14 protein-coding genes are annotated in these 14,970 nt (G+C 40.0%); 8 read left to right on the forward strand and 6 right to left on the reverse strand.

What is annotated here, in order from left to right; all coding sequences use genetic code 11:
- Positions 1 to 141 precede the first annotated feature (141 nt).
- From AKA01nite_RS07635 to AKA01nite_RS07645, 3 genes are all read right to left on the reverse strand, one after another.
- Positions 142 to 891 (reverse strand): alpha/beta fold hydrolase, encoded by a 750-nt coding sequence (locus tag AKA01nite_RS07635; RefSeq protein ID WP_146924729.1) that lies wholly within the window; start codon positions 889 to 891, stop codon positions 142 to 144.
- 24 nt (positions 892 to 915) lie between these two features.
- Positions 916 to 1,710 carry an AAC(3) family N-acetyltransferase gene (locus AKA01nite_RS07640; protein ID WP_146924730.1) on the reverse strand — a complete coding sequence of 265 codons (795 nt, stop codon included), beginning with the start codon at positions 1,708 to 1,710 and terminating at the stop codon, positions 916 to 918.
- A gap of 189 nt (positions 1,711 to 1,899) precedes the next feature.
- A complete protein-coding gene (locus AKA01nite_RS07645; protein ID WP_146924731.1) occupies positions 1,900 to 3,012 on the reverse strand; it encodes a 3D domain-containing protein in 1,113 nt (370 codons plus the stop codon).
- Between the two features lie 317 nt (positions 3,013 to 3,329).
- On the opposite strand from AKA01nite_RS07645, the gene AKA01nite_RS07650 reads away from it, so the two are divergent.
- The 7 genes from AKA01nite_RS07650 (at position 3,330) to AKA01nite_RS07680 (ending at position 11,625) form a co-directional block, all read left to right on the forward strand.
- Positions 3,330 to 4,895, forward strand: coding sequence for a Ppx/GppA family phosphatase (locus AKA01nite_RS07650; RefSeq protein WP_146924732.1), 1,566 nt, complete (start codon positions 3,330 to 3,332; stop codon positions 4,893 to 4,895).
- A 2-nt stretch (positions 4,896 to 4,897) separates the two neighbouring features.
- Entirely contained in the window at positions 4,898 to 7,024 is a 2,127-nt protein-coding gene (locus AKA01nite_RS07655; protein ID WP_146924733.1) for an RNA degradosome polyphosphate kinase, read from the forward strand.
- A gap of 227 nt (positions 7,025 to 7,251) precedes the next feature.
- Positions 7,252 to 7,911: a metal-dependent transcriptional regulator gene (locus AKA01nite_RS07660; protein WP_146924734.1), complete on the forward strand. Its 660-nt coding sequence runs from the start codon at positions 7,252 to 7,254 to the stop codon at positions 7,909 to 7,911.
- Positions 7,912 to 7,952: 41 nt separating this feature from the next.
- Positions 7,953 to 8,558 carry a TVP38/TMEM64 family protein gene (locus AKA01nite_RS07665; protein WP_146924735.1) on the forward strand — a complete coding sequence of 202 codons (606 nt, stop codon included), beginning with the start codon at positions 7,953 to 7,955 and terminating at the stop codon, positions 8,556 to 8,558.
- A 136-nt stretch (positions 8,559 to 8,694) separates the two neighbouring features.
- Positions 8,695 to 10,680, forward strand: coding sequence for a type I pullulanase (gene pulA, locus AKA01nite_RS07670; protein ID WP_146924736.1), 1,986 nt, complete (start codon positions 8,695 to 8,697; stop codon positions 10,678 to 10,680).
- A gap of 51 nt (positions 10,681 to 10,731) precedes the next feature.
- On the forward strand, positions 10,732 to 10,887 hold the full coding sequence (locus tag AKA01nite_RS07675; RefSeq protein ID WP_186805138.1) for a LysR family transcriptional regulator: 156 nt from the start codon (positions 10,732 to 10,734) through the stop codon (positions 10,885 to 10,887).
- A gap of 81 nt (positions 10,888 to 10,968) precedes the next feature.
- Positions 10,969 to 11,625: a LysR family transcriptional regulator substrate-binding protein gene (locus AKA01nite_RS07680; RefSeq protein WP_146924738.1), complete on the forward strand. Its 657-nt coding sequence runs from the start codon at positions 10,969 to 10,971 to the stop codon at positions 11,623 to 11,625.
- 631 nt (positions 11,626 to 12,256) lie between these two features.
- Here the strand turns inward: AKA01nite_RS07680 and AKA01nite_RS07685 are convergent.
- On the reverse strand, positions 12,257 to 12,640 hold the full coding sequence (locus tag AKA01nite_RS07685; RefSeq protein ID WP_222592499.1) for a hypothetical protein: 384 nt from the start codon (positions 12,638 to 12,640) through the stop codon (positions 12,257 to 12,259).
- Between the two features lie 125 nt (positions 12,641 to 12,765).
- Entirely contained in the window at positions 12,766 to 13,272 is a 507-nt protein-coding gene (locus AKA01nite_RS07690) for a cupin domain-containing protein (protein WP_146924739.1), read from the reverse strand.
- 152 nt (positions 13,273 to 13,424) lie between these two features.
- On the opposite strand from AKA01nite_RS07690, the gene AKA01nite_RS07695 reads away from it, so the two are divergent.
- Positions 13,425 to 13,928: a hypothetical protein gene (locus tag AKA01nite_RS07695; protein ID WP_146924740.1), complete on the forward strand. Its 504-nt coding sequence runs from the start codon at positions 13,425 to 13,427 to the stop codon at positions 13,926 to 13,928.
- A gap of 75 nt (positions 13,929 to 14,003) precedes the next feature.
- On the opposite strand, the gene AKA01nite_RS07700 is transcribed toward AKA01nite_RS07695, so the two are convergent.
- Positions 14,004 to 14,837 (reverse strand): SMP-30/gluconolactonase/LRE family protein, encoded by an 834-nt coding sequence (locus tag AKA01nite_RS07700; RefSeq protein ID WP_146924741.1) that lies wholly within the window; start codon positions 14,835 to 14,837, stop codon positions 14,004 to 14,006.
- Between the last annotated feature and the right edge of the window lie 133 nt (positions 14,838 to 14,970).

Consider the following 14,970-nt stretch of genomic DNA (forward strand, 5'->3'; position numbering starts at 1 on the left):
TGATACTGGAAGAAAGATGTTCAATTAATTCTCTAAGGCTACGCTATAATCATAAAAAGTATACCGAAAAGTGTTCATTCTCTTAACATACCTTAAAAAGGAAAAGAGAGCCGGCTCTCTTTTTTCATTCCTTCAGTTCTTTCATTCTTTTAGTCCGATCATCTCTTTAACAAAAAAAGCAGTAATCTGTTTCATCGTAGGGACTTTAACCAGGTGCTCTTCGTCCTCTTCAATAAAAGTCAGATTCTTGTAAGGATTTTCTTTGACAAACTCCAGAACATGGCTATAGGGAACCACTATATCGTGTATCCCATGCCAGAATAAAACAGGTCTATCACCTAACGTCTCCGGACGCATAGACAAATCATATTCAGGGACCCATTTCAGTAAAGTCTCATAATCATGCGGGAAAAAGCGGTCGAGTTTTGTTGCATGATCCACTATACGTTGACGATATTTCGTCAGCTTTGGAGACCCCATAACGCAGGCTGCAACTTTTATTTCCTGGTGGTGCGTCAAGAGGGCACAGGTTGTGATCCCGCCCATGGATACGCCACCGACAGCTATTCGTTCATCGACGACTCCCAGCTTTTTAAAATGATCCACAATGAATCCAAATTCAAATAAATTAGTATGAATACTCTGCCAGAAAGTCAGTGACGGGATTTTTACGATCGGTTGTTTTCTCTCACCATGATTGGCAGCGTCCGGTAATATGACACGAAAGCCAGCTTCTGCAAGATAACGCCCCTGAGTCAGCACAAGCTCTTTGGAAGACTGCCAGCCATGATAAAACACGATCAGTGGCAATACATCATTGCGTTTCTGCTCTCCTACAACTTCTAGCAATGGAATAGATCCTAATGACCGTTTGCGTATTGTTAATTTCATTCTATTTGTCTTTAGCCTCCTTTTTTACTTTCGCTGATTCTGAAAATAATAGCGCCACTTATCAGACAGCGGTTCGTTCCTGGTGAATAAGTCAGGATTTTTTACAAGTAATTCAGAAAGAAGCAGTGCCGTTTTTTCAGCATCCAGCAAACGTACGATGGCATCTCCAAAAGCCCCTTTTCTCATCGCTCCTTCTTCAAGCAATATCTCTTCAACTTTCCAGTAATGATCAGATGAAGACGAACCTGCATGACGTCGGGAAGGCACCCGCACTTTTTCACCGGAGTAGAGAACACTGTACAAATCGACGTGGGTGTCTTTTATTCTGCCGGGAGTATTGACCCATTCTTCCACGCCATGAATAAAAGTGTTTTTCGTTAAATCCACACCTATAAGAAGGATCTGAGCACTTCTATCCAGTAGTTTCCCCCAGACAGATCCTCTGGCACAGGGCGTGTCATGTTTGTATTCCCCTTCAGTAAATTCTTTCGCATCTTTACCCAGGGCCGCTACAGAATGCGTCGGATGTTCTGAGCGATACACACTTTCTCGTTTCCTGAATCTTTCAGTCAGCATACCCACGTTTGAAGGCGACTGCAACACATCAAAGACAGGGTTGTCTTTGTCTATATACTCCCAAGTATGTGTGGGAAGTACGAGCAAACCCTCCTTCATGTAGGTGCTGAGACTGTCCAGAACCGTATCCGGGCCGCCTTCTACTTCTCCGATACTTTTGAAAGAAGAATGAACGAGTAAGGTTCCTTTACTGTTTATATCCAGTTTTTTTAAATCATTGATCAATGATACTTTTGTATGCATGAATTTTCCCTCATTTAGTAATTATCATACTCTTAAGTAAACAGCATAGGTACAAGAATTGCAACTGAATCACTGCTTTTTCTTAACCTTCACTTTCAGGATCGCCTTCACACTTTAAATAATGTCTATAAAAAACACCAGCGCGAAATCTCTTGAGATTTCTTTCGCTGGTGTTTTTCATTCATATGATTAGTTTAAAATACGGACGGTCACATTGCGTCTTCCCCATTTCAGGGCTTCTGCTACTGTACTGAAGTGGATATCAATGATCTTGCCATTGATCGCCCCACCCGTATCACCGGCAAGGTAAACACCCATGCCTTCAACTTCGACCATAGAGCCTAGTGGGATCACTGAAGGATCCACAGCTATCACACGCGGGTTGACGCGCAGATCAATACCCATGTAAGTATGTTTACTTAATCCCGGTTGTTGAGTAGAGTAACCTGTTGCTTGAACTTTCAGGGTGCGGCCAGTTGCTTTTGCAGGTTTCGATTCAGTTTTTTGTGTTGTCTTAGGCGCTGCTGCATTTGACTGTTCAGCACTTGTCTGTTTTTCTGACGAAGAAGAGGATACTCCCACTTCCTGCTTATCTTTTGTTTTATTTGCTGCTGCAACTACAGCGTTTTGTCTAGCTTTTTTTCGGTCTTCTCTCAAACGTGCATTTTCTTCTGATTCTTTTTTGGCAAGTACGCTTAGCTCCGCTTGATTTTCTTGGATCATTTCCTGGAGTGAAGCAATTTTATCATCCAGGTCATTTTTCCGGCTCAACGCTTTGTCCTGCTTCTCTTCAAGCTCTGCACGTGAATCGATCAGATTTTCTTTCAGATCAGCTAATTTTTGCACTTCTTCCTCAGCCAATTCGATTTGCTCATTACCCGCATCCGTTAAACGCATGATGACAAGAAAGCGGTTGAACATGTCTGATACACTTTCAGATTTCAATAAAGTCAGTACGATATTTTGCGATATTTCATTTACCTGCAGAGATTTCAACCGATCTCTTGCTTGTTCCATTCTGGCTGAAACAATTTCTTCCTGTTCCATAATATTTGCTTCGGTGGTCTTTATATCTTGTTCTTTCTCGGTAATAGTCTTGTTCAATGAGCTTAACGCCTCATTCAAGGTATTAACTTCTTCGATCACCGTGTTCACATTCTCCTGAAGTCCTCGGATTTCTTGTTTCTTCTCGGTTTGTTGAATATTTATTTCATTTAGTGATTCAGCTGAAACCGGTTGTACTGTATTCATCTGTATAAATGTTAAAGCAATAATGGCTAAACTCAGTACTCTTTTTATCATAATATATCGGACAATCCCTTCTTAACTGAAGTGTTATTTACGTTACCTGTGTTCAATGCTTCGTAATTATACCGACAAAATCCTTAATGTACATTGCGGTTGTCTTACATTTTATTACAGAATATTGAAATATAAGTGTATCCTGATAACATAAAGACATATTGAGTGACTTGAAACTGGTTATGTTAGCGCTTTACTTCATTTCGTAATATAATTGTAATGAAGATATCTTTTTAGACTTTTTATAGAAGGAAATAGTATGCTTAGATAAAGACAGGTTACATGATTTATTCGACTAAACCTTAGGAGTGACGAGTATGACAAGAGAACGGATTGGTCTGCTGGATGTGGGGTCAAACACTATCCGACTGGTTATTTTTGAAAAAGACGATCATCAGGGCTTTATTGAATTACAAAATATAAAAACACCCGCCCGACTTGTTCAGTACGTGGATGATAAAAACATCATGTCTGAAGAAGGCATACAGAAACTGATCACTGTGCTGAAAAGTTTCACAGAAATAGCTGGGCGCTATGCAATCATAGACCTTATTTCTATAGCCACAGCTGCAATCAGACGTTCAAAAAATAAAAACACGATTCTGCGCCGTGTAGAAGAAGAAGTAGGTTTGAAGCTGGATATCCTTACAGAAAAAAAAGAAGCTTACTATGGGAATTATGCAGTCAGACACACCATGGATATCGTCGAGGGTATAAGTGTCGATATCGGTGGTGGAAGTACTGAAGTGACTTATTTTAAAAACAAGGAAGTCAAAAAAGTGCACAGTTTCCCTTTCGGGACCGTTTCACTGCAGAAAGATTTCTTTGAAGGGCTGGATCACGACAATAAAAAAGCAATAAAAAAAGCACGAAAATGGGTAAAAGAGCAGTTTGAATCACTGGACTGGCTTTTTGATCTTGAAGTCGTTTTAGTTGGGATCGGTGGTTCGGCACGAAACTATGCTGAAGTCTACCAGCGCCAGACAGACTACCCGATTGCAGGTATTCACGAATACTACATGTCTAAAGAAAATCTCGATGATACCTTTAAGCTATTTGAAAAAAGCTCCATGAAAGAACTAGCCGATTTAGATGGTTTAAGTGAAGACCGGCGCGATATCATTATTCCAGCCGGCATCGTATTTACCGAATTGCTGAACGTAATGAAATCAGAAACTTTTGCTATAAGTAATCGCGGTCTGAGAGAAGGCATCATTATTGAACGCTTGAACCGTGATCATGAAGATGCTTATGATCTGTTCGGTATCAAAAGGCAAACAGTTCAGCGTCTATTCAAGCAATATGACATTCGGCCAATCAGCGCTCATCAAAGGATCCTCCTGGCTGATCAGCTGATCGAATTGATTCAGGATAAAGGCATCTTAAATGTTCCAGCTGAAGATCTTTCACTTTTGCATTACGGAGCGACCCTTTACTATCTGGGTAGTTACATTGAAGATGATTCGAAATCTCAGCATACCTTTTATATTATCTCAAACACGAATCTCCATGGATTCAATCATAAGGACCGTGTACGCCTTGCTTTGCTGGCCAGTTACAAAAACCGCTCTTTATTCAAGCAATATACAAAGGCTTTCAAAGACTGGTATGAAAAGAGCGAGCTCGATCTTTTACTTTACATGGGAAGCATCATTAAATTTGCAGAAGCACTAAGCGACTCTCAAGTGAATGTTGTCCAGAGCATGAAGCTCATAGAGTCAGACAATGACAGTTATGAATTACTGATCACTTACAGTGGTGACGCTATTGCTGAAAAATATAGAGCCAATAAGCATAAAAACCATATTGAACGGGTACTGGGTAAGTCACTTGATATTACATTTAATAAAAACGAAGAAACATCATCCCAAACGGAGGTATAGTTATGCCGATTCGAAAGCATTCACTGGAGAATCCAGATTATTATCAGAATCGAGAATTATCGTGGCTGGATTTTAATGCCCGTGTCATCGAGGAAGCTGATGATCGGAACAATCCCCTTTTCGAACAGCTGAAATTTCTCGCAATAGGCAGCTCTAATTTGGATGAATTCTACAAAGTGCGCGTAGCAGGTCTTCAGGATCAGCAAAAAATGGGTGTCAATGAATTGGACACAAAAAAACAATGGTCACCTAAAAAGCAGCTTCAGGAAATAACGAAAAAAAATCTGAAACAAGTGAAACGACAGTATGCCCTTTTTGAAAAAAAGAAAGAGGCACTTGAAAAGCATGCCGTAACGTTTACCAGAATAGGCGCTCTACCAGAGCATGACAGGAAATACGCTGAGAATTTATTTAAAACAGATATCGCTCCGGCCATAACCCCTTACGGTATCGATGCTTATCGCCCTTTCCCGCATCTGTCGGATGGAGTTTTACACTTGTTCGTTAAGCTCAAGAAATCTGACTCAACATTTATTGCTATTGTTCCCGTCCCCAAACGCTTGGACCGGATATTGTCAGTAAAGAAAGCAAATGAAATCCAGTTACTGTTTTCCGAAGATATGATCCAGTCTTTTCTTTCAGATTTTTTTAAAGGCTATGACGTCAGCTATTCTTTTACTTTTCGCATAACCCGAAATGCAGACTTGGAAATACAGGAAGAAGGCGCAGAAGATTTACTTTCCGCGATCGAAGATTACCTTGAAAAGAGGAAAAATGGCCGGGCTGTCAGACTTGAGATAGAACAACCAGCCACCGACCATTCCATCGAGAAGGACATTGCTTATTTAAAAAAAGAACTGGCTATAAAGCAAAGAGATATTTATATACTGAATGGCCCTCTTGATTTAACTTGCCTACATGAAGTTGTGGATATATTGAAAAGCACAGGTTTGAATTTATCTTTTGAATCCTTTACCCCTTTCTATCCTACTTTGTACAGCAAGCATTCCGTCTATAACTTAGCCAGAAAGAATGATCTGTTTTTCTATCACCCTTTTGATTCTTTTCAGCCAATTATTCAGTTCATTGAACAAGCTGTCAGTGATAAGCGGACGATCGCAATTAAACAAACCTTGTACCGCGTCAGTCAAGATTCCCCTCTCGTAAGTGCACTCGAGCGGGCAGCGAGAAAAGGGATACAGGTCACTGTGCTGGTTGAACTGAAAGCGCGGTTCGATGAAGCCAATAATGTGCATTGGGCCAAGAAACTGGAAGAAGCCGGTGCTCATATTCTGTATGGTGTCAAAGGGCTGAAAACACATACCAAAGCAACACTCGTCATCAAAAAAGAGCCCGCAGGTTTTGTGCGATATGCACACCTTGGCACTGGCAATTATAATGAACAGACGGCGCTTTTATACACAGATATGGGAATAATCACAGCAGATAAAAAAATCACCCAGGATATATTCGATTTTTTCAATTATTTAAGTGGCTATAGTGACCAGCCTGATTATCACTATCTGCATGTATCCCCTTTTGATATCCGTGATGCTTTTATTGAGAACATTGAAAAAGAGATCAGTCTTCATAAACAGTATGGCAATGGACATATTATTGCAAAAATGAATTCTCTCACAGATAAAAAAATGCTTTTAAAACTCTACGAAGCAAGTCAGGCTGGTGTCAGGATCGAATTGATCGTGCGGGGGATCTGTTGCCTCGTTCCCGGCATAGAAGGCGTCAGTGAAAACATCACAGTAAGAAGTATCGTCGGACGCTTTTTAGAACATAGCCGTGTTTATTATTTCTATCATAATGGGGCTGCAAACTTGTACCTTTCTTCGGCAGATATGATGACCCGTAATATGATCAAAAGAGTGGAAATTGCTTTTCCTGTTCTGGATAATAATTTAAAACGCTACATTCTTTCGATTTTGAAACTATATCTGTATGACAACGTTAAAGCATGGAACCTGACTCATGATGGTCTTTACACTAAAACAGCCCTCAACGGACTCAGACCTGTTCATGCACAAGAAGTATTGATGCAATTGAAACAAAAGACCAGTAACGGTACCGATTCATTTTTGCATAGATTTTGTGAACATGTCTTTTGGAGAAAATAAATAATAAAAAGTTCTCTTTATCGGGGATTTTGAAAGTTAGATACCATGATCAGCAATGACTGATCAAAAGCAGGCTTCGACGCTAAGGCTTAAAACTAAGGTGCCAGTAATGACCCGATTCAATCAGCTGCCACTCCCGGTTCAATACATTCGTTTATATAATTTTGACAAGCATTCTCTTGCTGTGGTAAAACTTTAATAGATAGAATAAAAAGGATGGACTTAAAATGACACCAAATAAAGAGAATTTTATAAAGGCGATTTATGAACTGGGTGGGGATGATAAAATCATTTCCAATAAAGAACTGGCTCAGGCTTTATCCATCTCAGCCGCCTCCGTAACAGAAATGAATACTCGGCTGTTGAAAGAAGACTTGATCAGTCACGTCCCTTATCGTGGTGTTAAACTTACTCCCAGCGGAAAATGTATTGCTAACCGGCTTATTAGAAAGCACCGGATATGGGAAGTCTTTTTAGCTGAAAAGCTGGGTTATGACTGGAACGAAGTCCATGCTGATGCAGACCTGCTTGAACACGCTTCTTCAGACAGATTGATCGAGCGCTTGAATGACTTTCTGGATAAGCCAACCTTTGATCCCCATGGTGGCGTGATTCCCAATAAAGACGGCTCTCTTCCGGAAACATCCAAGTTTCCTTTAACTGATATCGCGATCGGTGAACATTTTAAAGTCAAGGAAGTCGATGATGACAAGGATTTCCTTAACTACCTTCGTCAAAAAGGGATACAATTGAATCATAGTTACACTTTGGTTGCTGTTGATCCTTTTGAGAGCTCACTCACTTTAAGGTCAGCCGATAACTCAGAGAAAATCATCGGACAAAAAGCGGCATTAAAAATTTTAGTGGATTATGAATCGCCTGCTTAATAAGTCTTTTTTTAAAGTAAATAAGTCTTTGGACTTGAAAGTTGGGTAAACCAGTGATAAAGCGTTTGAAACAGTTGAAATGGGTTGACTTTCTAAGCATCATCGGTGTTGTTTTGTCGCTCATCCTTATTTTATTTGCCTGGCGAGGAGGTATTTTCGAATCACGAGAGCAGTTTGTCAGGTATGTTCACCAGTTCGGTAATTATTCGATCCTCATCTTTGTTTCGCTGCAGATTATGCAGCTTTTTCTACCTTTTCTACCTTCGGCTATAACGGTCACTGCCGGAGTTGTTTTGTATGGACCGATCGTTGGTAATATTTATAACTACATCGGTATCAGTACGGGTTCGATCATCGCATTCCTTTTAGTCAGGCGATATGGCGAACCCCTTTTACATAAACTGGTCAGTGAAAAACGTATCGATAAATACAAAGGGAAACTGGAAAACAAGAAAAAGTTTGAACGTTTCTTTAAAACTGTTATCTTTACTCCTTTTGTGCCGGATAATGTCGTCTGTTACCTTGCAGGTTTATCAAATATGTCCATAAAAAAAGTCGTGACTGTGATTTTACTGGGGAAACCTTTATCCATCGTTCTTTACAGTCTTGGCTGGACAACAGTTCTGGAACTTATCGGTATCCTCTAAATCTTTCTTAACAGCTATTCTTTGAACTCTTTCTTTTCATCTGGAAAAGAATAGTCAGGGGATGGCTTTTATTTTTTCTGAACCCTTTTCATACATGGTATACTGGACTTGTACGCTCAGCGAAAGGATAGTGACTATGACTGATAAAACACCGATAGAAGAACGCATTCCGTATCTGGAAGACCACATATATACTGGCCATGATTTAGGACTGACATATACGCCAGCTCATTCCATTTTCAAGGTGTGGTCTCCTTTAGCCAAAAAAGTTTATCTAAACATTTATGAAACAGCCCATTCAGAGAAACCGACATTCAAATTTGAAATGACTTTAACTGATAATTGCTGGTCCACTACTGTAAATAAGGATCTGAAAGGTTATTACTATACATACAGTTTTTGGCATGATGACGTAGAGACTGAATCAGCAGATATTTATGCCAAAGCAGTAGGACTAAACGGTAATCGTTCCGCAATCATTGACTTCAATGAAACAAATCCCGATAATTGGGATCAAGACACCTATGAAAGGGTTTCTTCAGTTACCGAAGCGATGATATGGGAAGTGCATGTAGAAGACTTTTCCAGTGATTTAAAAGCTGATTTTTCTGACGCGTTCAAAGGAAAATATCTTGCTTTTACTGAAAAAAATGTAACATTAAGCGATAACAAAAGTCAGCTGGCAGGACTTGCTTACCTTGAAGCGTTAGGTATCAATTACGTTCACTTGCTGCCGGCTTTTGATTTTGAAAATGATGAAATGTCTTCTTCTTATAACTGGGGATATGACCCTAAAAACTTCATGGTCCCTGAAGGTAAATACTCCAGTGATCCCAGCGACCCTAAAGCGCGCATCAAAGAATTTAAAGCAATGGTTCAGTCTCTTCACGAGAATGAAATCGGTGTGATTCTAGATGTAGTTTTCAATCATACCTATTCAGCTGAGGCGTCATGGTTCCAACTGACTGTGCCTGATTACTACTACCGCCAGGATGCTCATGGGGATTTTGCCAATGGCTCCGGCTGCGGTAATGAAACGGCCAGTGAACGAAAAATGATGCGTAAATACATCATTGACACAGTTCTTTATTGGGCAGATGAGTATCATATCGATGGGTTTCGCTTTGATTTGATGGGTCTGCATGATGTGGATACCATGAATAAACTGCGTCAAGCTTTGGATAACAAGGGACATTCTGACGTTCTTATTTACGGTGAACCCTGGAATGCCGGCAGTGTGGCTATTTATGAACCCAATAAACCTGCCGATAAATTTCATGCAGCTGATTTAATTGAAGGGATCGCCCTTTTTAATGATGAATTCCGGGATGCCATCAAAGGGCCGGTCTTTGATGATAAAGCAGGCGGTTTTCTTCAAGGAATGAATGGCTATGAACACAGTGCTTTTTCTACTAATGATTTAGCTGCCAGTATGCTTGCCAATACGCAGACTGATTTGGGAGATTTCAGACTCCCTGATGAAAAACAGTGGGCGGTTAGCCCGTCACAAGTAATCACGTATGCTTCTGCTCATGATAATTTAACGCTTTATGATAAGTTGATAAAATCAACTCAAGAGAAGTCGGTTTACAGACGCGACGAAACAGTTATCCAATTAAATAAAATAAATGCGGCCCTCTTGTTTACTTCATTAGGCGGAATTTTTTTACAAGCGGGTGAAGAATTTGGCAGAACAAAATTCGGTGATGAAAATAGTTACCGTTCATCAATTTCGGTCAATCAACTGGATTGGACACTGACGCAAACTAATAAGGATTTACTGGATTACTACAAAGGAATGATCAGCATCAGAAAGGCTTACGCTCCTTTGCGTGATGCTTCAAATAAAACAGGCGAAGCCATAACTTTTTCACATACGAAAGAAAATGTATTAGCCTACACGATTCCAAACGTTATAAATAAAAAAGACTGGTCAATGATGGCAGTCATCGTCAATACATCGCCCCATCCTGAAGAAGTTGAGCTCAAAAGCAGTTATCCCCTTCCTGATCAGTGGACGATACGGGCATCCAGACATGCAGCCGGTCTGTCACCGCTCGGTGTTATAACTGGACGCAGCGTAATCATCAATCCAGGAGAAGTACTCATTCTGACAGCTTGACTGCAATTGACAGATGAAGCTCATATGATCGTTTTAAAGGAAGAATTTTCTATGGATATCAAACAAATGCAGTATTTTATTGCTGTAGTGGAAAATGATTTCAATATATCTCAAGCTTCAAAATTCCTGCATGTGTCTCAGCCCGCTTTAAGTCAGACTATATCTGTGCTTGAGAAAAACGAAAATGTCGTTTTATTTGAACGCTGACACGGTAGACTTCAAGGGCTTACGCATGCTGGAGAACTACTTTTCTACCACGCCAAGGAAATAATAGAAAAACATGATACGATGATGGAAGAATTGCAACAGGAGTCAACTCAACTTAAGGGTAATATTAAAATCGGTATTCCGCCTGTCGTTATTTCCATTATCTTTCCGAAAATTTTACCCCACCTTATCTCTACTAATCCGGAAATTCGGTTTATGATCAAAGAAGCAGGAGCGGTCGAATTGAAAAAAGATTTACTTCTGCAGGAATTGCCTATTGCTGTTTTGTTGCGTCCAACTGGTCTGGATCCAGATACCATTGAAGAAGTTGTAGTTAGAAATGAGACATTATCTGCTTTCATGAGCAAGAGTAATCCGTTGGCTGAAAAAGAACGTTTGGATTGGAATGATTTGCACAATCAGCCCATGGCTATCTTCGATTCGTCGTATATGATCCATCATCAATTGATGAATAAATTTACCAGTGAACAAATTAAACCACAATTATATTTACAATCTGCTTCTTGGGATTTATTACTGAACGCGACACGACATTCCAATCTGATCACTGTGCTGCCTACCCCAGTCGACAATCATTATTTTTCTGCTGATGTAGTTAGGAAAGAATTCATTTCTCCCATTTACTGGGAGGTTGTCCTGTGTCGTAGAAAGCAGAAACGTTATTCACGAGTGGAAGATTATGTATTCAATTACATAAAAGATTATTACAAAGAATAAATAATTCGGTTAGTTATCAGATGAGGATAGGAAAATTTTCCTATCCTTTCCTTTTGGTGTATTTTGTTATCAGAAAATGCTATGCGTGCATTTTACTGTTTGTTTTTAAAGCTGATTGACTTGCGGTCAGCGTTTAAGTGCTCTTTGTTGATTACTTTTAAGGTTAAAGGGTACGCATTTGTCGTTTGTGTGCCCTTTTCACTCTACTTTGAAGGCTGAAGGGCACGCATTTAGCGTTTGTGTGCCCTTTTCACTCGACTTTGAAGGCTGAAGGGAACGCATTTAGCGTTTGTGTGCCCTTTTCACTCTACTTTGAAGACTGAAGGGCACGCATTTGGCGTTTATGTGCCCTTTGTCCTCTATTTTGAAAGCTGAAGGGCACGCATTTGGCGTTTGCGTGACCTTTGTCCTCTACTTTTGAGGCTGAAGGGCACGCATTTGGCGTTTGTGTGCCCTTTTCACTCTACTTTGAAGGCTGGAGGGCACGCGCTTATCTTCCGCGTTACCTTAAGCAATTACTTTGGGAAATCTGGGCATGCATATGAACAGGATAACACGTACAGAAAAACGAGCAATCTCTAATAGTAACAGAGATCACTCGTTTCGTTTAGATCAATTTATATGTGGTATTTTAATATAAGCCTAATGAAGCTAAAACAATCGCTACTGCAACGGAGGCTATAGGAATCAGAATCGCAACAACCGCAATGTCCATATAGCTGTCTTTATGTGTTAAACCAGTAATTGTAAATAAAGTCAGTACTGCGCCATTATGCGGCAGGACGTCTAAACCACCGGATGAAATAGAAGCCACTCTGTGAAAAGCTTCTGGAGAAATACCTGTCGATTGTGAGAGTTCATAGTATTGTTTACCTAGTGCCTCCAGAGCAATTCCCATCCCCCCTGAAGCGGATCCGGCAGCTCCAGCAAGCAAGTTGACTGCTACTGCAAGTGATACCAATGGATTTCCCGGTATAGACATCAGTGCAGAAGTCAGGATAGCAAATCCTGGCACAGCCCTAATTTGAAGGTTTTTACTCGATTAAACTGTTATCTAGATTGAACGATTTATTTTTAGACAACGGTTTGCAATTTTTCGGATGACTCTCTTTCTAGTCAAATTTCTCTCACCTATACCTTTTATAAATCCCAATATTCTTGTACAGGGCCTTTGAATTTTGTTACAGGATCTGTGGCCGGTACGAGCGTATCGTAACTTCTTTTTTGGACTGTGTCGTAGTCCTGCGCATCGCCACGCTGTATGTCTGGTTCCATACCGTTAGGATAAGCGCCAACGATTTTAAAGTCTTCTGTTGATTCTGTTAATTTATGGGCGACTCCCGCAGGTAAGAGGATGACATCCCCTTTATTGAATGGGTATTCCTCTTTTCCCGGACCACCCAGCTGCACAGTGGATCGACCGGCAATACAACCAAGGACCTCATGGGTGTTTGAGTGAAAATGATGATAATCATAAATGCCATTGACCCATCCATTGCTGTAGCCATTATCACTAAAAAAACCCAAGACATTTTCAGCGATATCGTTTTTTTCCAGAATGTCATTTAGAGCATCAGGATAATATAAGACGGGCAGTGGATGATTGGGGTATGGCGGGTTCTCTTCTAATCTAAATGCTTTAACCATAAAATTTTCCTCCTTTGATTGTTCAGCTACTCCTAGTTTCTCACTCCATTTTCTGTACTTCAACTAATAACCTCTACTGGTTTCTGTGAATTGACTAAATACGTCTCTTTCAGTATTCTAATAGTACACGCTTTTCAAAAGGAGAGAACACGATGGGCCTATTTGATTTTTTCAAAAATAAAAAAGTTAAACCCGATTCTTCAGCCAAAAACACGCTGCAGGACAATGATCAGCATACCCTGAAACACGAAATGCAGCTTAATGAAAAAGACTTCAATACTGACAAAGAAACGATCGCGCATATCGTGGAAAAAATGATTCAAGAAGATCCGTTCAAGAATTATTTTTCCGGCATGACTAAAGAGGATATGAACGCCCGGTCTGAACGTTATTACAAATACAGTGAAATCACTACGGTCAACGTTGATTTTACGAAGTCCAAGGATCAGGGCTTAGTTATCAAAATCGAAGGTATTTCCTTAGGGATTCTTTCTCCAGAAAAAGCGCAAACCCTTGAGTCCCACCAGGATAACTATTTATTGACTGCCTTTGTTTACGTTACCGGCGGTCCATTTATGGCCTATGATTCTACTAAAGAAGTGGTTGTAGAAGATGAGGAACCTTTAGGTCTGGATATATTTGTGCAATTCACTTAAAAAGTAAAGTAAGTGATATGCAGGATAAAAAAAGTGTCAGCGAGATATTTAATGAATAATCGCTGACACTTTTTATTATCTAATGCGCGCTCTGAATAGACCGCCTGACAGGTCTTCTTCGTCATCAGGATCTTTAGCGGTTGTTATATAGAGAAACTCATTATTTTTTCCGCCCACGCAACATGCCGTCACATTCGTTACCGGCATTGGAATTTCCATTATTTTTTCTCCTGTTTCTGAATCCCATTTGGATACTTTACTCCCGCCATACTCAGCTATCCAGATATCACCGCAAATGTCTACACATAAGCCATCAGGCGTGTGGTCTTCTAACTGAACCAAGACCCTGCCACTTGACAGGTTGCCCGTTTCTATATCGTAATCATATTTTGTGACTGTCTTTTCTGTTGATTCGACATGATAGAAAGTTTGGCCATCACGAGACCAATCCAAACCATTTGACAGAGAAAGGTCTTTCAACACTATTTTCGATTCTCCATTTTCCACAACATATAAAGCAGCTGCATTTTCTATAATCGTATCTTCTCCCATAGTGCCGACAAAAAAACGCCCTTTTGCATCCAGTTTTCCATCGTTATACCTCAATCGTTCATCCTGATCAGGATGTGCCATTAACGTCCGCTGACCTGAGTCAGGATCGATTCGGTAAATGCCTTCTTTTTCAGCAGATAAGATTCTCCCGTCTTTGTCTAAATCTACTGCTCCAACTGCACCTTTTGTTTTAAATGTTTTAATCTCAGAGGTATTGATGTCCAATTGATAAATAAGCTCATCTGAAATTGCTATAAAATAAAGTCGTTCATTTATATCATCCCAAATAGGATTTTCAAGCAATGTGTTGCCTGCATAAAAAACCAATTCTGGACTAAACATTTCTGCTCGATACATGATTTTCACTCCTTTATCTATTGATATTTATTTCACTATACAACAGAAAGGGGCCTTTTTTCGACTGTTAGCTCTTACAGAGTCATTTAATCTGAGTAAACAGCAGAGAGTCATACTTATTTTGATTATACAA

The sequence above is a fragment of the Alkalibacterium kapii genome, from assembly GCF_007988865.1.
Classification (GTDB): domain Bacteria; phylum Bacillota; class Bacilli; order Lactobacillales; family Carnobacteriaceae_A; genus Alkalibacterium; species Alkalibacterium kapii.